General features: G+C 44.3%; 23 protein-coding genes. 21 read left to right on the top strand and 2 right to left on the bottom strand.

What is annotated here, in order from left to right:
* Positions 1-11 precede the first annotated feature (11 nt).
* The 19 genes from nifD to WJM94_RS04775 all read left to right on the top strand — a co-directional run bounded on the left by nifD (position 12) and on the right by WJM94_RS04775 (position 16,335).
* On the top strand, positions 12-1,481 hold the full coding sequence (nifD, locus tag WJM94_RS04865) for a nitrogenase molybdenum-iron protein alpha chain (protein WP_444493105.1): 1,470 nt from the start codon (positions 12-14) through the stop codon (positions 1,479-1,481).
* A 77-nt stretch (positions 1,482-1,558) separates the two neighbouring features.
* Positions 1,559-3,124 carry a nitrogenase molybdenum-iron protein subunit beta gene (nifK, locus tag WJM94_RS04860; RefSeq protein ID WP_444493104.1) on the top strand — a complete coding sequence of 522 codons (1,566 nt, stop codon included), beginning with the start codon at positions 1,559-1,561 and terminating at the stop codon, positions 3,122-3,124.
* A gap of 60 nt (positions 3,125-3,184) precedes the next feature.
* Complete coding sequence (gene nifT / locus WJM94_RS04855) at positions 3,185-3,406, top strand: putative nitrogen fixation protein NifT (protein ID WP_176292819.1); 222 nt, start codon at positions 3,185-3,187, stop codon at positions 3,404-3,406.
* Between the two features lie 15 nt (positions 3,407-3,421).
* Positions 3,422-4,117, top strand: coding sequence for a NifB/NifX family molybdenum-iron cluster-binding protein (locus WJM94_RS04850; RefSeq protein ID WP_444493103.1), 696 nt, complete (start codon positions 3,422-3,424; stop codon positions 4,115-4,117).
* Positions 4,110-4,424, top strand: a complete 315-nt coding sequence (locus WJM94_RS04845) for a hypothetical protein (protein WP_444493102.1) — start codon at positions 4,110-4,112, stop codon at positions 4,422-4,424. Before WJM94_RS04850 ends, WJM94_RS04845 begins: the two co-directional genes overlap by 8 nt.
* Before the next feature lie 149 nt (positions 4,425-4,573).
* A complete protein-coding gene (gene nifE, locus WJM94_RS04840) occupies positions 4,574-5,992 on the top strand; it encodes a nitrogenase iron-molybdenum cofactor biosynthesis protein NifE (RefSeq protein WP_444493101.1) in 1,419 nt (472 codons plus the stop codon).
* Between the two features lies 1 nt (position 5,993).
* Positions 5,994-7,364 (top strand): nitrogenase iron-molybdenum cofactor biosynthesis protein NifN, encoded by a 1,371-nt coding sequence (gene nifN, locus WJM94_RS04835; RefSeq protein ID WP_444493100.1) that lies wholly within the window; start codon positions 5,994-5,996, stop codon positions 7,362-7,364.
* Positions 7,361-7,840: a NifB/NifX family molybdenum-iron cluster-binding protein gene (locus WJM94_RS04830; RefSeq protein WP_444493099.1), complete on the top strand. Its 480-nt coding sequence runs from the start codon at positions 7,361-7,363 to the stop codon at positions 7,838-7,840. Before nifN ends, WJM94_RS04830 begins: the two co-directional genes overlap by 4 nt.
* Positions 7,841-7,863: 23 nt before the next feature.
* Positions 7,864-8,148 (top strand): ferredoxin III, nif-specific, encoded by a 285-nt coding sequence (fdxB, locus tag WJM94_RS04825; RefSeq protein WP_444493098.1) that lies wholly within the window; start codon positions 7,864-7,866, stop codon positions 8,146-8,148.
* Between the two features lie 453 nt (positions 8,149-8,601).
* Entirely contained in the window at positions 8,602-9,492 is an 891-nt protein-coding gene (nifU, locus tag WJM94_RS04820) for a Fe-S cluster assembly protein NifU (RefSeq protein WP_444493097.1), read from the top strand.
* On the top strand, positions 9,482-10,714 hold the full coding sequence (nifS, locus tag WJM94_RS04815; RefSeq protein WP_444493096.1) for a cysteine desulfurase NifS: 1,233 nt from the start codon (positions 9,482-9,484) through the stop codon (positions 10,712-10,714). Before nifU ends, nifS begins: the two co-directional genes overlap by 11 nt.
* A 10-nt stretch (positions 10,715-10,724) precedes the next feature.
* The gene (nifV, locus tag WJM94_RS04810; protein WP_444493095.1) at positions 10,725-11,867 is read left to right on the top strand and encodes a homocitrate synthase; all 1,143 of its coding nucleotides are present in this window, start codon (positions 10,725-10,727) and stop codon (positions 11,865-11,867) included.
* Between the two features lie 25 nt (positions 11,868-11,892).
* Positions 11,893-12,198: a nitrogenase-stabilizing/protective protein NifW gene (locus WJM94_RS04805; protein WP_444493094.1), complete on the top strand. Its 306-nt coding sequence runs from the start codon at positions 11,893-11,895 to the stop codon at positions 12,196-12,198.
* Positions 12,189-12,641, top strand: a complete 453-nt coding sequence (locus tag WJM94_RS04800) for a nitrogen fixation protein NifZ (RefSeq protein ID WP_444493093.1) — start codon at positions 12,189-12,191, stop codon at positions 12,639-12,641. The genes WJM94_RS04805 and WJM94_RS04800 overlap by 10 nt, the downstream gene beginning before the upstream one ends.
* A gap of 10 nt (positions 12,642-12,651) precedes the next feature.
* Positions 12,652-13,488 (top strand): peptidylprolyl isomerase, encoded by an 837-nt coding sequence (locus WJM94_RS04795; RefSeq protein WP_444493092.1) that lies wholly within the window; start codon positions 12,652-12,654, stop codon positions 13,486-13,488.
* A 4-nt stretch (positions 13,489-13,492) separates the two neighbouring features.
* Positions 13,493-14,239, top strand: coding sequence for a molybdate ABC transporter substrate-binding protein (modA, locus tag WJM94_RS04790; RefSeq protein WP_444493091.1), 747 nt, complete (start codon positions 13,493-13,495; stop codon positions 14,237-14,239).
* A 23-nt stretch (positions 14,240-14,262) separates the two neighbouring features.
* Positions 14,263-14,931, top strand: a complete 669-nt coding sequence (modB, locus tag WJM94_RS04785; RefSeq protein ID WP_444493090.1) for a molybdate ABC transporter permease subunit — start codon at positions 14,263-14,265, stop codon at positions 14,929-14,931.
* A 10-nt stretch (positions 14,932-14,941) separates the two neighbouring features.
* Positions 14,942-16,051: a molybdenum ABC transporter ATP-binding protein gene (gene modC, locus WJM94_RS04780; protein WP_444493089.1), complete on the top strand. Its 1,110-nt coding sequence runs from the start codon at positions 14,942-14,944 to the stop codon at positions 16,049-16,051.
* 107 nt (positions 16,052-16,158) lie between these two features.
* Complete coding sequence (locus tag WJM94_RS04775; RefSeq protein ID WP_444493088.1) at positions 16,159-16,335, top strand: hypothetical protein; 177 nt, start codon at positions 16,159-16,161, stop codon at positions 16,333-16,335.
* 117 nt (positions 16,336-16,452) lie between these two features.
* Here the strand turns inward: WJM94_RS04775 and rarD are convergent, their stop codons facing one another.
* Positions 16,453-17,352, bottom strand: a complete 900-nt coding sequence (gene rarD / locus WJM94_RS04770) for an EamA family transporter RarD (RefSeq protein WP_444493087.1) — start codon at positions 17,350-17,352, stop codon at positions 16,453-16,455.
* A 430-nt stretch (positions 17,353-17,782) separates the two neighbouring features.
* On the opposite strand from rarD, the gene WJM94_RS04765 reads away from it, so the two are divergent.
* Positions 17,783-18,520: a DUF2238 domain-containing protein gene (locus WJM94_RS04765; RefSeq protein WP_444493086.1), complete on the top strand. Its 738-nt coding sequence runs from the start codon at positions 17,783-17,785 to the stop codon at positions 18,518-18,520.
* A 166-nt stretch (positions 18,521-18,686) separates the two neighbouring features.
* Here WJM94_RS04765 and WJM94_RS04760 read toward each other — a convergent pair whose 3' ends face one another.
* A complete protein-coding gene (locus WJM94_RS04760) occupies positions 18,687-19,604 on the bottom strand; it encodes a DMT family transporter (RefSeq protein ID WP_444493085.1) in 918 nt (305 codons plus the stop codon).
* A 193-nt stretch (positions 19,605-19,797) separates the two neighbouring features.
* Here WJM94_RS04760 and WJM94_RS04755 point away from each other — a divergent pair, with 193 nt between their 5' ends.
* Entirely contained in the window at positions 19,798-20,670 is an 873-nt protein-coding gene (locus WJM94_RS04755) for a helix-turn-helix domain-containing protein (RefSeq protein WP_444493084.1), read from the top strand.
* The last annotated feature ends 71 nt before the right edge of the window (positions 20,671-20,741 follow it).

Genomic DNA, 20,741 nt, shown 5'->3' with positions numbered 1-20,741 from the left:
GGAGGCAGATTATGTCGATGAATAAAGAACAAAAGCAGGCGTTGATAGACGAAGTATTGGAAGTCTATCCTGAGAAAGCGCGTGAAGACCGTCAGAAACACGTAGCGGTTACCGATTCTACATCAGAAGGTACTTGTATTACTTCTAACCGTAAAACGGTCCCTGGTGTGATGACTGTGCGTGGCTGTGCTTACGCAGGTTCTAAAGGGGTAGTTTGGGGACCTGTAAAAGATATGATTCATATCTCTCATGGTCCAATCGGTTGTGGTCAGTACTCTCGTGCTGGTCGTCGTAACTACTACTCTGGTACGACTGGTGTTGATTCATTTGGTACTTTGAATATCACCACTGACTTCCAGGAACGTGACATCGTTTTTGGTGGTGACAAAAAACTTTCAGCTGCGATTGATGAACTTGAGCAATTGTTCCCGCTGTCAAAAGGTATCTCTGTACAGTCAGAGTGTCCGGTTGGTCTTATCGGTGATGACATCGAAGCGGTAGCAAAAGTAAAAGGCGCAGAAATCGGTAAAACAATCGTCCCTGTACGTTGTGAAGGTTTCCGTGGTGTATCTCAGTCACTGGGTCACCATATCGCTAACGATACTATTCGTGATTACGTGCTTGATGCAACTGAGGGTGAAGAGAAAATCGAATCAACCCCTTATGACGTAGCCATCATTGGTGACTACAACATCGGTGGTGATGCCTGGTCTTCTCGTATCATTCTGGAAGATATGGGTCTACGTGTTGTTGCTCAATGGTCTGGTGACGGTACGCTACCAGAAATGAAAAACACACCAAAAGTGGCACTGAACCTGGTTCACTGTTACCGCTCTATGAACTACATCGTTCGTTACATGGAAGAAAAACATGGTATTCCATGGGTAGAGTACAACCTGTTTGGTCCAACGAAGATCGAAGAGTCAATGCGTAAGATTGCCGCGTTGTTTGATGAGAAAATTCAACAACAAACGGAAGAGGTTATTGCTCGCTACCGTGAACAATGGCAAGCGGTTATCGACAAGTACCGTCCTCGCCTGGAAGGCAAGTCAGTGATGCTTTATGTCGGTGGTCTGCGTCCTCGTCACATCATCGGTGCGTATGAAGACTTAGGTATGGAAATCACTGGTGCAGGTTATGAGTTCGCTCACAACGATGACTATGTGAAAACAACCCCAGAAGTGAAAGATTCAACGTTGCTATTCGATGATGCAAGTGCGTACGAACTCGAAGAGTATGTAAAAGCTCTTAAACCAGACCTCGTTGGTTCAGGTGTTAAAGAGAAATATGTATTCCAAAAAATGGGCTTCCCATTCCGTCAAATGCACAGCTGGGATTACTCAGGTCCTTACCACGGTGTAGATGGCTTTGCTATTTTCGCTCGCGATATGGATTTGACAATCAACAACCCTTGCTGGAACAAGATGAAAGCACCTTGGTTGGAAGAAGCATCAGATGAAGCGCTGGCAAAAACTGCTTAATGTGAGTTGGAAAGGATTTCCAATTAATGTAACCCGAGCCGGAGTTCACAGATTAGTGGCACGGTAGGAGAATACTCATGACTCAAAAAGTTGAAGATATTAAAACTGGTTATGCTCTCTTTCAGCAACCAGAATATCAAGAGATGATGGCGAATAAGCGTGCATCTTTTGAACAAGGCGTTGATGCTGAGAAGGTTCGTGAAACCTTTGAATGGACAACAACGAAAGAATACCAAGAGATAAACTTTGCTCGTAAACACATTACGATTGACCCTGCGAAAGCGTGTCAGCCACTAGGTGCGGTACTGTGCTCTCTAGGTTTCGAGAAAACACTACCATATGTGCACGGTTCACAAGGTTGTGTAGCGTACTTCCGCTCATACTTTAACCGTCACTTCAAAGAACCTGTTGCGTGTGTTTCTGACTCTATGACAGAAGATGCAGCGGTATTTGGTGGTCAGGAAAACATGTTTCAGGGTTTGGAAAACGCATTTGCGCTGTACAAACCAGAAGTGGTTGCCGTTTCGACAACTTGTATGGCAGAGGTAATCGGGGATGACTTGAACGCGTTTATTAATAACGCGAAACAAAAAGGTCATATCCCTGCTGAATTACCAACACCATTTGCACATACTCCATCGTTTGTTGGTAGTCATGTGACAGGTTGGGATGGCATGTTTGAAGGCATGGCTAAGTACTTTACTGATATGGAAGGTAAAGAAGTTGGCAGCAATGGTAAAATCAACATTATTCCTGGATTTGAAACTTACCTTGGTAACTATCGCGTCATTCATCGTATGTTAAAAGAGATGGACGTTGATTATTCTTTCCTATGTGATCCATCAGAAGTACTGGATACCCCTGCAGACGGTGAATACCGTATGTATGCTGGTGGTACTACTATTGAAGAAATGAAAGATGCACCGAATGCTAAAACAACTTTCTTGCTTCAGCCTGATCAACTTGTGAAAACCAAGAAATACATCGAAGGTGTTTGGAAACAAGAAGTTCCTAAGACTGCAATCCCAATGGGTCTGGAATGGACTGACGAATTCCTGATGAAAGTTTCTGAAGTAACAGGTAAACCGATCCCTGCGTCACTCACTAAAGAGCGTGGTCGTCTTGTCGACATGATGACTGACTCGCACACATGGTTACACGGCGTAACGATTTCACTTTACGGTGACCCGGATTACCTATTGGGTATGTGTAAGTTCCTGACCGAGCTTGGTTGCGAAATTAAGCATGTTCTTTGTAACAACGGTTCTAAAAAATGGAAGAAACAAATTGAAGCACAACTTGCAGAAACACCATACGGTGCGGGTGCAGAAGTGTACTTCAAACAAGACTTGTGGCACCTGCGTTCACTCATGTTCACTGACAAGCCAGACCTATTGATTGGTAACTCGTACGGTAAATTCATCGAGCGTGATACCAAAGCGAAAGGTCCTGAGTTTGAAGTACCACTAGTGCGCATTGGTTTCCCAATCTTTGACCGCCACCACTTACATCGCCAATCTACACTGGGCTATGAAGGTGCAATGTATGTCCTAACCACTTTGGTTAACGAAGTACTGGCTAAGCTGGATCGTGATACAAGCGACCTAGGCAAAACTGACCTTGGTTTTGACTTAGTTCGTTAATTTAAATGACCGACGGTGTTTACCGTCGGTCCTTTTTCAGCCGAAAACGAGGGAGTTGTTATGGCTAATGTAATGATTCAGTACAACGAAAATAACCAGTTGTCACTTTATTTACCTAAGAAGGATTTGGAAGAGGTCATTACTTTCTTCGAATTTGATTCTGAAGATAAATGGGGCGGTGAAGTGCGCCTGGCAAATGGTGCTATTTATCATATTGATCCAATGACCAGTAAACCCAGATTGCCAATCACAGTGAAAGCCAGACGGTTACAAGCGGCGTAAGTTAAGGGGAATATCATGATGGACACTACTATTTCTGACCAAGCAGCTCTTCGAGTTGCTTTGGCGTCTAAATCGCTACCGAATATCGACTTACGCTCTTTGTTAGGGCTATTGATCCAACATCTGGGTGAGCCGCTTACTGAAACTAAGTTGGTGGGTTTATCACCGAAAGCGTTTCGTTTAATGGTGAGCTCTCTTGGTTCTGGGCCGACACGCAAAGATGTGTCTAGTGCTCTGGATGTTTTGTGTAATCCTGAAGTGAGCGATGTTTCAGCACCACAAGTACCGGCACAAGAGCCGATTGCAGGACCAAAACTAAAAGTCGCTTTGACTTCGAATCAGGGTGAAATGGTGAATGGCCATTATGGTTCTTGTTTACGTGTGCTGATTTATGAAGTCAGTGCAATCGAACATCAGTTGGTTGAAGTGCGTGAAATGCCAACTGAGAAAAAAGGCGAACAACGTGCTATCGCGATGTTAGATAGAGTTCGTGATTGCCACATGTTGTTCACGTTGTCTATTGGCGGCCCTGCCGCTGCACGTGTCACACGCGCCAATATTCATCCGATTAAAAAGCTCACGCCTATGTCTGCTGAAGAAGTGTTATCGGATTTATCAAATGTTATTGCGACCAACCCACCTCCATGGATTAAACGTATCCTAGGCATTGCGACTTCCGAGAAAATATTGGAGGAAGAGAGTTATGAATAATTCTAATGCTGCTGAGCGTGCTATCGGCGTCGAACTGACTCGTTTATCCGAGAACATGCTGTCAGATATTGTCTCGCAGTTAGACAATGAATCCGATATTAATCAGGACACCTTATCTCGCCTGCAAGTCAGTTACCCGGAGTTGCGTTTTACTCTCTGTTTTGAACAGGAGATGGGCTCACATGATGCGTACGTTGAAGCGAGCGGTTTTGATGTCCATTTGGTGTCTCATAGTATGTCTGGGTGCAGTTCTCTGACTCAGGAATTAGCTCAGAGTTCCGGGCTCGTTATTGCGCTTCACGATTAGTGAAGCGCTTTTTGTCAGTTTTACGACAATGTCAGCTTTTGTCTTTGTCGGGTTCTAATTTAATCAATGAGTTACGAGTGGAATAACACTTGCAGCTAACTAAGTGTCCAGTATCTCAACTTTAACTGTTGCAACTCAAGGAGAGACGCATGAAGCGATCGGAGATCAAGTTACTGCAAGATGAACCCGCCTGTGAGCACAACAGCGGAGAAAAAAGTGGTTGTAGCCGACCAAAGCCAGGGGCGACGGCTGGAGGGTGTTGTTTTGATGGCGCACAGATAAGCTTATTACCAATAGCGGATGTGGGACATATCGTACATGGTCCAATTGGCTGTGCGGGAAACAGCTGGAACAACCGCGGGACTCGTGCTCTGGGCAGCAATCTATTTCGTTATGGATTTACCACTGACCTTAATGAGCAGGATGTCATCATGGGACGTGCTGAAAAACGTCTGTTACATGCGATAAAACAGCTTATTAAACAACATCAACCACCTGCGGTTTTTGTTTATATGACCTGCGTTCCTGCTCTCGAAGGGAATGACATTGAAGCCATCTGTTCCCTTGCTACAGAGCGTTGGAAAATCCCCGTGATTCCTGTCGATGCGGCGGGCTTCTACGGCAATAAAAACCTGGGTAACCGAATCGCAGGTAATGTGATGGTTGAACGAGTTGTCGGCAGCGCTGAGCCTCCGGCAAAACCAAAAATGCTTCACGACTCCTCTCGGCTAGTACACGATATCGTTCTCATTGGTGAATACAACATCGCCGGAGAGTTTTGGCATGTATCGCCATTATTTGAACGTTTAGGGCTAAGAGTGTTGTGCTGTATGGCAGGTGACACTCAGTTCCATCAAATACAAACTATGCATCGTGCAGACGCTGCCATGGTCGTTTGTGCTAGAGCGCAAGTGAATGTTGCGCGAAAACTAGAAGAAAAATGGGGTATACCTTGGTTTGAAGGAAGCTTTTACGGTATCGAAGATACGTCGAATTCACTACGAGAATTTGCCCGTTTACTTGGCGACCCCAAACTGAGTGAAGAAGTAGAAGCGTTGATTGCAGAGGAAGAAAGTCGCATTCGCTCTGCTCTGGTACCTTACGCAGAAAAACTGAGTGGTAAGCGAGCGCTGCTTTATACCGGAGGCGTTAAATCCTGGTCAGTAGTGAGTGCCTTGCAAGAGTTAGGTATTGAGTGTGTCGCAACAGGAACCCGTAAATCTACGCAATCTGATAAAAATAAAATTCTAGAGATTATGGGTAAAGATGCGTTAATGCTGGATGAAGGTGGCGCTAGATTGTTGCTTGATACTTATCATCAATATCGCGCTGATGTCATGATTGCCGGTGGGCGAAACATGTACACCGCATTAAAAGCTAAGTTGCCTTTTTTGGATATCAACCAAGAGCGTGAACATGCCTATGCCGGGTATGAAGGAATGCTCACCTTAGCGCAAGAACTGTGCAGAACAATAGAAGCACCTATCTGGCAAGCCGTTCAAAGTCAGGCTCCCTGGATCGTTGAAGACGCAACATTCACTTCTACCATCATTGAAAAAGGAGCCTGATATGGTTACTCCAATCAAACAAAATTCGCCACTGGTTACTCAGCCGTTAAAGACGAGTCCGGCGACGGGGGCAACCTTGGCGACACTAGGTTTTGCTGGCTCAATACCTTTGATGCATGGTTCTCAGGGTTGCAGTGCGTTCACTAAGGTTTACCTTATTCAACACTTGAGGGAGCCTATTCCATTACAGAACACGGCAATCGATCAGGTGTCTGCCGTCATGGGCGGTGAGAGTAATGTGAGCGAAGCACTGGAGGTGTTATGTGAGAAACATTCCCCTGAGCTGATCGTATTAATGAGCACGGGGTTAACTGAGATGCAAGGGGCTGACCTGTATCATGCTATTACCGAATTCACTCTCCAGCATCCGCAATATTCGGATACGAGAATTGTCCCGGTGATGACCCCAGACTTCATCGGGTCAATGCAAACTGGTTTCGCACATACTGTTCGTAGTGTCGTGAAACAATTGGTTAAAGGGCCTACAGGTCGTGCCAAACAGCGCACACAAGTTAACATTCTCTGTTCTATTGGAATGACTTCTGCGGATATTGAAACCATTAAACGCTACGTGGAAGCATTCGATCTGGACTCTGTCGTTGTTCCAGACTTATCGCTTTCGTTAGATGGACATTTGGGCCGTGAGGATTACAGCGCAACGAGCACGGGAGGCACTTCAGTCCTTGAAGTTGAGCTGATGGCCGACAGTGAGATGACGTTGGTATTCGGAGAATCTATGGATGATGTCGCGAGATGGCTTAAGGTGCGATTCGGCATTGACTATCGCCAATTTGGGATGGCGATGAAGCTAGACGCAATTGACCAATTTATCATGACGTTATCTGAAATAAGTGGTCGTCCGGTACCCGGATGGATAACACGTGAGCGCCAACGACTACAGGATGCATTGCTTGATGTCCATTTTCTGCTTAGTGGCGAGCAATACACCATCGCACTTGAGCCTGACTTGGCGAACGGTTACGTCGACCTAATCACCATGGCTGGTGGGACCGTTAGTCAGGTCGTCACCACGTTGGATGTTCCGAGTTTGCAAGACATGGAAGCACAAGAAGTGATTGTTGGTGACTTATCGTGTATCGATCTGTCAAACCCTGAATTAACCTTAGTTATTGGCAACAGCCATTGTGCCAACGTGTGTGAGCCAGTTGTTCCGGTTATGCGAGTCGGCTTCCCATGCTTTGATCAGTTTGGAAATATGGAGCTGAAACAAATAGGGTACGAAGGTGCTCGTCAACGACTGTTCTCTCTTGCCAACTTATTACTCCGCAATCATAAAGACGAAGTAACACCACATGTCAGTTACTATCGTTTTGGTGCGCATGATGTATTACCGACAACGGAGGTGTTATGAAGTCGACAAAAAGGAGGCTACACCTCCCACCGGAGCCGACCGAGGAGAACCTGCGCGTAAAAATTGCTTTTACTACCTCGGATCGACAAACGGTTGACCAACATTTTGGTTCTGCCAAAGGCGTATTGATCTACGGTATCTACAACACAGAGTGGCACCTGATGGAAGCCATTGAATACAGCACCAGCGGCCCGGCACACGATAAATTGCCCAGTCGCATCGCAGACTTATCAGGGTGTGCAGCGATCTTCTGTAATGCATGTGGTGCTTCGGCTATTCGACAATTGCTTGAATATGATATCCAGCCAGTCAAAGTCAATGAGAAATGCGACATTCACTTTCTACTGACTGAAGTAATGTCAGAACTAGACAGTGCTCAGACCGGATGGCTGGCTCGAGCCTTAAAGAAAAATAAGCTGCCGGAAGCCTCTGATACACAAAAGAGGCTAACTCAGCTAATGGATGAAGATTGGTAACGTTTGATACAAGGATGGTTAATGTGAGTAATAAACAAAGTTATACCCGTGGGGGAGAACCATGGGAACCTCAATTTATTGAGGCAATTGATGAACAGAAATGTATAGGTTGTGGTCGGTGTTTTAAAGTGTGCTCCCGAGATGTCTTCGACTTAATTGAGAAGGAAGGCATTGATGAAGATGATGATTATTTTGATGAAGATGAAATCATGATGGTCATGACGCTTAAAAACGCCGAAGATTGTATTGGTTGTGAAGCTTGTTCAAAAGTGTGTCCGAAAAACTGCCAAACTTTTGCTGCGGCTTAGCGACGAATATCCGATTCCAATTAATCGGTCATCCTGAAAAGCGACGAAGGAGCGTAATTCAGGATCTGCTTACCGAGTGTACTGGTGCTGAAGGTGTTAATTTCGGCTACGTGCTAAAAGTTAGTAGATTCCTGATGTCGCTATGGCTCCTCGGAATGACGCTGACTTTTATACTTGTTTCACTACTTGAGCTTAATTTCTAATAAGGGTGAGTTTTCATCCTTATTATTTCTACTGCTACAAACTTCTCCATTGTTTCGTATCTGACAATTTGTTTTGTAATAAACCCTACAAACATTGCGACAATTTTGTCGTTATTCCTTCAATGTCACATTAAGAAAAAACTTAAATCCAATTAAATCATGTAGTTATGATTTTTTTGTGATCTTGGTCGGGTTATTGCAACGGTAACACTATCGAAAGAATCGAAAGATATTCAACCAAGGAGTGGCTATGTGGGATTACTCAGACAAGGTGAAGGAACATTTCTTTCAGCCTAAAAACGCAAAATTAGTTGTGGATGCTAATGCACGTGGAGATGTCGGTTCAATCAGTTGTGGAGACGCATTGAGTTTAACGCTTAAAGTAGATCCAGACAGTGAAGTGATCTTAGACGCTGGTTTTCAAACCTTCGGGTGTGGTAGTGCAATTGCGTCTTCATCAGCACTTACGGAGATGATCATTGGTAAATCACTTGATGAGGCCTTGAGCATTACCAATAAAGACATCGCGGAATATCTTGATGGGCTACCACCAGAAAAAATGCATTGTTCCGTAATGGGTATGGAAGCCTTACATGCGGCAGTTGCGAACTATCGTGGTGAGACGTTAGAAGATGATCATGAGGAAGGGGAGTTAATCTGTAAGTGCTTTGCTATCGATGACCTGATGATAAAACGTGTGGTAGAAGCCAATAAGCTAACAACGCTTGAAGAGGTGATCAACTACACCAAAGCGGGTGGGGCTTGTACTTCTTGCCACGAGAAAATTGAGTGGGTATTGGAAGATTGCCTTAAAGAAATGGCGGATAAAGGGCTAATTATAGACGTGGCCAAAAGCCGTTATGAGCCAGACGAAGAGATCGTCGCTATCGTTGAATCGATCATTGAACAGGTTCGTCCTTCAGTTCAATCAGATGGTGGTGATGTACGCCTGTTAGAGATTGAAGACAACATTGTTTTCGTAGAGATGAGCGGTGCGTGTGTCGGTTGTGGCTTATCTGGCCTGACATTGGCAAATCTGGAACAAAAAATTACCCAAGCCTTGGGTGACGCTTACACGGTGTTCCCAGTACAAGAAACCTCATCAAACACGATTAAAAAGGAAGGCTCTTATGACGTTTAACGCTAAATTAAGCAGTGATAAGCTGGTTTACCTTGATAATAATGCGACAACTCGCATTGACCCTAAAGCTCTGGAAGTAATGTTGCCGTACTTAGATACTTTTTATGGGAACCCTTCTTCAATTCACCGTCTGGGCGCGGTTGTTGGCCACGCGATGGAAACGGCACGCGAACAGGTGCAGCAATTAATTGGTGCGGAGCATGCAAGCGAAGTGATCTTTACCTCTTGCGCGACCGAAGCGACGTCAACGGCCATTTTATCTGCCGTTGAAGCTTACCCAGACAAGAAAGAGATCATCACAACACAAGTCGAACACCCGGCGACACTGCAACTTTGCCAGACATTGGAGCGCAAAGGCTACACCATTCACTGGATTGGCGTAGACAAAAAAGGCCGTCTCGACATGACAGCATTGAAAGCTGCGTTGAGTCGTAATGTCGCTATCATTTCTATCATGTGGGCGAATAATGAAACCGGCACGATATTTCCTGTTGAGCAAGTTGCTCAGCTAGCGAAACGCTATGGTGCAGTCGTTCATGTTGATGCGGTACAGATGGTCGGCAAATGCCCGGTCAATGTTCAAAGCTGTCCTATCGACATGTTGTCTATTTCCGGACACAAGTTCCATGCTCCTAAAGGGGTTGGCGCGTTATATGTCAAACGCGGAACTAAGTTTCGTCCGCTATTGCGTGGCGGCCATCAAGAACGTGGGCGACGTGCAGGCACAGAGAACGCAGCTTCTGTGATTGCAATGGGGAAAGCAGCTGAAATGGCCTACATTGCATTGGAAACAGAAACGATTCGAATTCAGATGATGCGTGATCGTTTGGAACAAGGGCTATTAGCGCGTATTCCAAGCTGCTTCGTCACCGGTTTTCCTAAGAGACGAGTGCCGAACACAACCAATATCGCTGTGGAGTATGTTGAGGGTGAAGCGCTTCTGTTGATGATGAACCAAGTGGGTATTGCAGCGTCATCGGGTTCTGCGTGTACATCAGGATCACTTGAGCCTTCTCATGTGATGAAAGCGATGCAGATTCCATTTACCGCTGCTCACGGCACGTTACGATTCTCACTGTCTCGATTTACGACCGATGAAGACATTGACCACGTACTCGAGCATTTGCCTCCAATCGTAGAGCGATTGCGCGAAATGTCTCCGTACTGGAATAACCAAACTCAACAAGGAAGTGCCACGGAATTTATTCCTGTATATGGCTAGGAGTATGGCGATGGACAAGGATGTACAGCCTGCAAGAGTCATTATCAATGACACAACATTACGCGATGGTGAACAAAGCCCAGGAGTGGGCTTTACCACCGACGAAAAAGTAAATATTGCGACGTTACTGGAATCGGCTGGAGTAACAGAGCTTGAAGTGGGCATTCCCGCGATGGGAGAACAAGAGCGGGAAACCATCAAAGCGATTACCAGCAGTTTGAATCAGGCAGAGACGATGGGGTGGTGTCGCATGCTGGCGGAAGATGTTCAGTGTGCTGGCAATCTCGGACTCGATTGGCTCGACCTCTCAATACCTGTTTCACACCAACAAATTAAACATAAGCTGAATAAAACTTTGGATGATGTTTTGATTGGTTGCGAGAGCGTTATTCAACAAGCGCTTGAGAGAGGAATGCAGGTCTGCGTGGGAATGGAGGATGCATCTCGCGCCGATCATGATGTGTTATGTCGGGTTCTTGAAGTGGCAGAGTCTTTTGGCGCGAGGCGAGTCCGTTTCGCTGACACACTCGGTATTCTGGACCCATTTTCTACTTACCAGATCATATCCGAAGTACGAGCAAAAACGGGTCTACAGATTGAAATGCATGCGCATAACGATTTGGGAATGGCGACAGCCAATTCTCTGGCAGCGATACGTGCTGGCGCGAACTCTGTAAATACGACCGTGAATGGTCTTGGCGAGCGAGCGGGTAATGCTGCACTAGAGGAAATTACCGTTGCCCTGAATGTGCTGAAACAAGCGGAAACCGGGGTTGATTTGTTAAAACTTGATGGCCTGTGCCGTTATGTTCAAGTTGCCTCCGGCAGGCAATCGACACCGCAAAAAGCGATTGTCGGTGACTGTGTTTTTACGCATGAATCTGGCATCCATGTCGATGGGTTGCTTAAAGATATCAACAACTATCAGGGGGTCGCGCCTAGTCTGGTGGGGCGTGCTCATCAAATGGTACTGGGTAAGCATTCTGGTATGCAAGCGATAGAGTCAATCTATCAGGGAATGGGAATCAGCCTCACCAGAGCACAATGTGAATTAATAAAAGCGCAGCTCGTGAATTGGTCGGAAACCTATAAATGCGTCCCAGATCCGCAGCAGTTACGGCACTTTACATCAATGATTTTACACACAGCTTAGCCTCGACATCTTAGGAATGAATGATATGGACATCACTGAAAAAAATGTGCTCATCGAAGATCTTGAGCAACTCGAGAGTGTAGAGGACTTTTTAGAATACTTTGCCATTGATTACGACAGCCAGATCGTGCAAAGCAAGCATATTCCCTTGTTGAGGCTTTGCCGACAGTTATTAACCGCTAAGAAGGCGTCAGATAAGTACGATGATTACCGCAGCGCACTTTTGATGGCCTACGGACAAATTACACACGGGCGACTTCCGACAGTCAATCAAAGTGCTTGTGCGTCGTGTCAGTTGGACTGTGATCAAACGGAGTCAATATGCAGATAAACATGCCCCGTTTTGAGCCGGGTAAAGAAGTAAGAGTCGTCAGAAATATTCGTAATGATGGCAGTTTTCAAGACCGGGACAAGGGAGACTTGCTGGTTACTGCTGGAAGCACGGGTATCGTCCGTAGCTGCGGTTATTTTTTACAGACACAGCTCATTTATCAGGTTTATATCGAAGCAGAAAACAAAGTGGTTGGAGTGAGAGACAGTGAAGTCATTGACGCAACATTGCCTTGGGTGCCTTGCCTATTTCGATCTTTGGATAAAGCAAAATTGACTTGCAGCTTGGTTATGTTTGGCAAACCACTAGCGTCTAAAGGCGATGTAATAGAAGTTCACCGAGCACACCGAAATTTGGACGATGGCTCGGTGAATTACGAAGTTAAGTTTGGTGACCACACTATCAGGTTAGATGCCACCCGATTAATCCCAATAGAGGCATAGGAGTGTCAGCATGGAAGCCTATCAACGCCACTACCTTACAGCGAAAGTGGCGACAGAAAGATTTAAGTTAAACCCGGAATGGTTAAGTGATCAGCAGCGTCAGGATGTCGATGACCAGGTGACTCAGCTATTTCGAATTCAAGCCGCTGTACTCGGATCTGAGCTCGGTACTCAAACTTATATTCATGACAATGAGTTAGAAGATGCGATGAATGCAGTGAAGGAGGGGTATCCAAGCTTAGAAGAATTTTATCGTGCGCTGCGAGGCCAGAAGTTATCGGAAAGTGATCTGAGTCTGGCGCTAAAGGACGAGCTTCGCTGCAATAAAATCTTGGAACTCGTAAGTAGTGATGTTCCCGAACTCAGTGAAGAAGCGGCTTTCGAGCATTATCAAGCCAACCAGGAAAAGTTTGTGAGGCCAAGCCTGTGGGAGCTGAGCCAAATACTGGTCACGGTTAATACAGATTTTGAAGAAAATCACCGAAAGCCTGCCTTTACTCGTATTCAGGCAGCACAGCAAGAATTAAAGGAGTGGGACTTTTCTCAAGTAGCACTTAAATATTCTGAATGCCCGAGCGCGGTAAATGATGGTTACTTGGGGTGGTGTGAAGAGCCAAAGCTTTTCCCGCAAATTGTGCAGCAGTTACCACTTCTTGATCTGATGGAGATCAGTTCAGTTATCGAGACGGAAATTGGTTTCCATTTGGTTCGCGTCCACTCAGTCAAACCTGGTGGTCAGGTGTCATTTGAGCAAGCTTACCCATACCTAAAGCAAAAACATCAACAACGTGCCAGAGCATATATACAAAAGCAATGGTTAACACAGTTGTTAGAGACACAAGGCTAAAATTATGGTTAAAAAATTTCAGTATATTCAATGCTGCTTAGCTCTTTCACTGTTTTCTACTGCTGCTTTTAGTCAGACGCTGACACTTGCGGTCGCGAATAACTTCTATGGTCCTATGAAAGCGCTTGTGAGTGATTATAAGCAACAGCGTAGTGATGAAGTTGAGATCAGCACGGGTTCAACAGGCCAACTTTACGCGCAAATCATCAACGGAGCTCCATTTGATTTATTCTTTTCTGCAGATCAAACGAGACCTCAATTGCTGGTCGAGCAGCAACTGGCCGATGATGAGTTTACGTACGCACAAGGCGTCTTAGTGGCATGGTCGCCTTCTGAGAATATTGACGTTAAAACAGAGCTATTATCTGCTAATTTTCAGTACCTGGCGATCGCCGATCCGAAGCTCGCGCCTTATGGACTGGCTGCTCAGCAGATGCTTGAGAAATACCAAAAGTGGGATAGTGTGCAAAACAAACTCGTGGTGGGTAAAGGACTGAATGCGACCTATCAATATGTTTTTACGGGTAATGCACAAATCGGGCTGCTGGCCAAGTCTCAAGTTTATCAGCAGGGAAAATTTGAGCTTGGGAGCGTATGGCAAGTGCCTGCCAGCGACTATCAACCCATTAAACAAGATGCAGTAACGTTGAAGTCGGCTAAAGGTAAAGAAAGCGTCACTCAATTTGTCGACTACCTGAAAAGCGAACGCGCAAAGAATATTATCGCCAGTTTTGGGTATGTGACCGACTGAGATAAAGAGTAAGGGGATAGCCATTGGATGGTTTAGTGATTATTACCACACTAAAGCTCGCTTTAGTTGTAACGTGTGCATTGTTAGTGATTGGTGTCCCTACTGCGTGGTGGCTCTGTCATGGGAAATCACGTTTTAAGCCCGTGATCGAATCTATTTTGCTTTTACCTTTGGTACTACCACCGACGGTTCTCGGTTTTTACCTTTTAGTCCTGCTCGGGCCACAGGGTAGTATCGGACAAATCTTTTACAAACTGGGTTGGCAGCAACTGCCATTTACCTTTACGGGTATAGCAGTAGCGTGCACGGTACATTCGCTGCCGTTCGTCCTTCAGCCACTAAAAAACTCTTTCTCTGCGATCGGTAAGAGACCCATGGAAGTGGCCTCTACATTACGTGCCTCACCGCTCGACACCTTTGTGACTGTCACTCTGCCTCTGGCATGGCCGGGTGTGTTGTCGTCTGCTGTCATGGGTTTTTGTCATACGTTGGGGGAGTTTGGTGTTGTACTCATGATCGGGGGTAATATTCCAGGACAAACAAGAGTAATGTCGGTCGAAATTTATAATCATGTTGAAGCGCTAGAGTACCTTAACGCTCATATTTTATCGGCTGGATTAGTCGGGTTTTCTTTTCTGGCGCTGTTGTTGATACATTGGCTCAACAATCTTCATAAAGTCAGAATGGAGTAGGGAGAATTGTATGTTCAATCCGACTGTTTCTGGGAATGAAGGTGTAATCACTGCCAGACTGAACATTGCCTATGATGACTTCCAGCTTGAGGCTAATTTGGAACTGCCGAGCCGAGGCGTGACTGTATTGTTCGGACACTCCGGATGCGGTAAAACCACTTGCCTGAGGGCGATTGCCGGCCTGGTAAGAGTTGAGCAAGGTGATGTTCGTATCAATAACGAACAATGGCAAAGCTGGGACGGGCAAACCTTCATTCCTACCTATAAGCGCCGAATTGGCTATGTTTTCCAAGAACCAAGTCTGTTCCCCCATCTTAACGTTAATCAAAATCTAGAGTATGCAGAACAGAGAGTAAAAACACAGCCGACGTTGTTCGATCGCGATAGTATCCTGCAATTATTGGGCATCGGTACATTGCTGAATCGCTATCCATCACAACTTTCGGGAGGTGAAAAGCAGCGCGTAGCAATAGCGCGAGCGTTACTGACACAACCTCAGTTATTGTTGATGGACGAACCGTTATCGGCACTGGATCATGCCCGAAAAGCAGAGTTTTTACCGTATCTGGAACGACTTCAGCGGATGTGGGATCTGCCGATTATTTATGTCACTCATTCGGTGCACGAACTGGCAAGATTGGCTGATCATGTCGTGTTGTTTAATCAAGGCAATATTATCGCCAGTGGCGGAGCTCAACAAATCATGTCTGATGCTAAGTTTAGTCATCTGTTTGGAGAAGAGATGGGGAGTATCTTTGATACCACAGTGACAAGCCGCCTTGAAAAGTACGGAATGACCGAACTAGAATGTGACGGTGTCACTCTATTTGTTCCCGGTGAAGCTGCTAATATAGGTGAATCTCGGAGATGCCGTATATTGGCAAGCGATGTGGGCATTGCATTGGATGAACCAATGGCGACCACTGTACTCAACCGATTACCAGCAAAGATTGTCGAAATTGAGTCAGCATCGATTCAAACTGGCGAAGCTTTAGTGGTTCTGGAGCTGGAAAACCAAAAGCGATTACTCGCTAGAATCACGATTAAATCTCAGCATGAGCTTGATTTACGCGAAGGCAAACGCGTTTGGGCGCTAATTAAAGCAGTGGCAATTTGTTAGGGACAATAGATTTCATCTTCATGTAGACCATTTGTTTGGTATCACATACCACCTTCATCTGTTCATCTATACTTTCGGTAGTTAGTCATGATGAAGAGGTGGCTACAATGGACTTCACAGAAAAACTTCGCCTGAAAGGTAAAGCTGAGGAAGACATGTACTTTGCAAAGTTAGATCGTCAGCTTATTGAAGCGTTGCATGAAAAGCGGAAACAAGAGCAAGCTATTTTGAAGCCAGGGGAGCCGGAAGATTCAGTCATACCGGCAACGATGGAAACAAAATAACCGACTATAGACGAACTCATTATTTATAGTCAGATGCTCATGAAATCCCACGTTTAATCCTTTCAATTACGTTGAATGGGGACGGATGTGTTTTCTGCGATTTATAAAACCCACCACTTAATACTTCGCTTTCTTTAAACTCAGGTAACCCTCGAACATCAGTACAATAACGGCTAGCCAAATGGCAATATACGTAGGCCATTCTTTTGCTGAGATGCTCTCGCCCAGCAAAATAGCCACCACAACGAGGAGAACTGGTTCAACATAGACCAACAGGCCAAACAAGCTCAAGTTTAAGTGAGGCGCTGACAGAGACTGAAATGCCAGTGCTAATGTGCTGATTAACCCCAATCCCAGAATTAGCCAGAGAAGGTCAGAACTTACGTTGAGCTCTTGAAGAATGTGCCCACTTTCAAAGATAAAGTAGAGGCTAATTGGCAGGCTTAGCATCATGTCAAACCAGACACCACCAATATTGTTTGTGTCGGTTTTTTGTCGTAGCCAAAAATAGAGTGGGTAACCTAAGCAAACGACCAGGGTAGGCCAGGCTAGAGTTTGAGATACGAGCATTTGATTGAGAATGCCAAGTACAGCAAAAAAACAGGCCAGCTTTTGAAAACGAGACATTTGATCGTCAAATGCTAAGCGTCCAACCAAAACCAAAGTGATGGGCATAATAAAGTATCCAAGTGATACGGCAAGTCCATAGCCGTTTACAGGTGCCCACAAAAACAGCCATAACTGAATTCCAATCAAAAAGGACGCGATGAAACGAGTCAAAATGAACGTTAAGTCAAATTTTAGCATTCGCTCGAAGATAGCCACGACTTGGTGCCAGTTTCCGTTGACCATAATGAACACCGTCAGAAGCGGGAAAGTAATGAAAATACGCCATCCATATATTTCTTCGCCGTTCAGTTCACTTAGTAAAGAGGTGTAAGCGAACATTAAAGCGAAGAGGGCAGACCCGATGATATTAAGAGTCACACCAATAGGAGTATTCGTTCTAGTATGCATAATTCTTTTCGAGAGTGATTCAAAATGGTGATAGCTACGCGCAAAACACTTGGTCGTATTTTGTGCAATGTACAAACTGATTTATTCAGAATCGAGTCATGTGGATTGAGCAGAATGATTATGCATTATTAAAGGTGTTGCAAAATTAATGTTACGTTCTCTTGCGTGAGTTAGCAGAATCAGTACATTTTCGCACCAAATGTGTGCGTGGGTGCATAAATTGCATCTTAAGGTTTAACAATGCGTTGTGCGTTTTGAATCTATGGGATTAGGCATCGGCGTTTAAAAAATCTGTTTTATCCTTGACTAAGTGCTGTATGGTTTAATAAACAAATACCCTTAAATATAATAAGTTTATCCTTTCGTAAGATTCGCTGATCCGACCACTAATTTCTATACTATTAATAATGGAGAGGGCAGGGGCGGCTTAATGATGATACAAACACACAATCGCTATTTTGTTTTCTTAGCAATACTATTTGCCTTTGAATTTATAGCACTCTCAATATCTCCATATGACCGTGCAGACTGGGCTTTGGAAAATGCCTTAGTGGTTGTTTTTGTGATTGTTATGGCTTTCTCTTACCGCCATTTTCCGATGTCGAGAGTATCTTACACATTAATATTCATTTTCATGTGTTTGCATGAGGTTGGCGCGCACTACACCTACGCCAGAGTGCCTTATGATGATTTTCTGATAAACAATCTGGGTTTTAGTCTCAATGAATCTATGGGTTGGGAAAGAAACCACTTTGACCGGTTTATCCACTTCTCATACGGGCTTCTACTAGCGTACCCCATCAGAGAGTTATATTGTCGCGTTGCCAATACATCTGGCTTTTGGGGGTATTTCTTTCCACTAGATTTGACCATGGCGACATCCATGATGTTTGAGCTCTTTGAGTGGGGAGCGGCAGAGCTATTTGGTGGTGATTTAGGTATGAATTATCTCGGGACACAGGGCGACGTATGGGATGCTCACAAAGATATGCTACTCGCAAGTATCGGTGCGTTTATCGCAATGGCTATAACCTTGTGTATTAATATGTATCTACAGAAAGACTTCCATAAAGAATGGAATGAGAGCCTGAGAATTAAGCACAACCAGCCACTTGGAGAAGATGAAATACAAAGGATGTTGGATTCAAATCATAAGCACGAAAGTTAGTTGTTTACATTGTTTTTTTCTAATCTAATTAGAACGGGTTAGGGCCGTATCACTAAAACTTTTTTGGTCACCTTCGGGCCAGCGAGGTCTGCGCTGGCTCATTTATGCCCTATTCCCACTTAGCGCAAATCGATTTTTAGTTCATTCCCACCAAATATTCATAACCTTACTTAATCAATTGGCGATGATTTCCTGTATACCTTTTAGGTCTGGTTTTTAGTTTTAAAAACATAACGATATTGCCGGACAGAATGAGAAATAATCCAATGATTGTCATTTCAGTCCAAACATAGCCTTCGAAACTTGTTGATATACCTAAAGCTACCAACGGAAATAGTACGGTCGCATAAGCCGCAGAACCTGTGCCAATTCGTCCCACAAGTGCAAAGTAAGCTCCAAAGCCAATAACTGAACCAAAGATAGCTAAATAGAGTAAAGCCCCTATATAACTAACAGTCGTCTCAATAGCGAAGTGAGTTTGGGTGAACAATATGATGACTAACATGGATGCGGCGCCATATACCATCGCATAAGCATTCGTTGATAATACGTCTAACCCTCTTTTTTGATGGCGGGCACTGATAATGTTTCCTATTGAGAAACCATAGGTTCCAATCAGACAAAGACATACACCAAATAATGTTGCTGTATCAAAATTGCTCGCTAATAAGTTTTCCCAAAATAGGCATATAATCCCAAATATTCCTATGAGGCTGGCAAAAATGAGACGCGGAGTAATACGTTGACCTAAAAATATCACGCCATTTATAGCGTTAAATACAATCGACATTGAAAATAAAACAGATTCTAATCCACTATTGATATAACGATTTGCTGAGTAAAAACATAAGAAGTTTAAACAAAACACACAAAGGCCCTGAAGTAGACAAAATAGGTGATCTTGTTTGTTTATATGTCGAAGCTTTCCTGAGATTTTTAGCATTCCAAATAGCAGGCACGCAGCGATAGCAAATCGATAGAAAATCGAAATTGTTGGTGGAACTTCACCTGTTTGAAGAGCAATAGCAAACCATGTAGTACCCCATATGAGGACTGTGGCTATATAGAGTAAAACGTTAACCATACTTTTTCATCCATGTTAATTAGTGTAAAACTGATTTTAAATGAGCATTTTTTATACGTATTACAGGGACTTGCTTACCATTTACATAATCTTGCGGATTTCTCGGGAAAACAGATAAAAATAGCTTGGCTATACAGGATTGCCAATCTTAAACTGGCTTGAGTTTCGAGACCTTAAAGCAGAAGAGTGTGCTATGCCAAAACAGTACCGTATGAGCGATAACTTGCAGCGCCACAAGGCTAGGCAGTTGGGGTCAACTACGCTTGATAATGGTACAGGCATTGCGTCTTGGTACAATCAACATGCTCTTGTCGATATTGATGCTCCAGACCATCATACATTGAGCTTATATGTAAAGGATGGTTATGAATCCTTTTTGAAAACGCCTAACGGTTGGCGTAATGGCGGACAACCGGATCGATTGTGTTTAATGCCAAAAGATCATTCATCAATATGGGATATTCGCGGACCATTATCGTTTGTGCATTTTTATTTTACTGACAAGCATTTGAGAAATGTTGCTGAAGCTATATGGGATAAAAGCCCATACGGATTAAGTGTCGATGAACGTATTTTTGTTGATGATCCCCAAATCACTCTTCTTTACAGACAATTCTTATTAAATCTTAGCTGGAATGATAGGGCTGATCGCCTGGCAATGAGTTCGGCTGTGACTTTATTATTGACGCATTTAGTTCAGCATTACACTGATTTCAAATGGAATCCTATACAAGTAACGGGAGGTTTGGCACCTTTTCAGCTCGCCAGAGTTAAGGCTTATATTGATGCTAACTTAGGCTCAAGTATTCAGCTCTGTGATCTGGCGGAAGTCACTAATTTAAGTGAATACCATTTTGCTCGGATGTTTAAACAATCTGTTGGATTTGCTCCTCATCAATATGTCATGCAACAAAGATTACGGTTGGCTAAAACGCTTCTGAAACAATCAGATATGTCTTTGGTCACCATTGCTTTACATTGTGGTTTTAGCTCCTCTGGTCATTTTTCAAATCGTTTTAAGCTAGCAAATGGCTGTACACCGACCAAATATCGACAAGGTAAATAACTTCACACGTCTGGCAGAATTTGTGTGTCCATAATATTGCACTTCCAACTTACCCAATATGCCCCAATGTA

Source organism: Vibrio sp. YIC-376, from assembly GCF_052353105.1.
In the GTDB taxonomy this organism is placed as follows: domain Bacteria; phylum Pseudomonadota; class Gammaproteobacteria; order Enterobacterales; family Vibrionaceae; genus Vibrio.
This window is presented reverse-complemented; position numbering and strand designations above follow the sequence as displayed.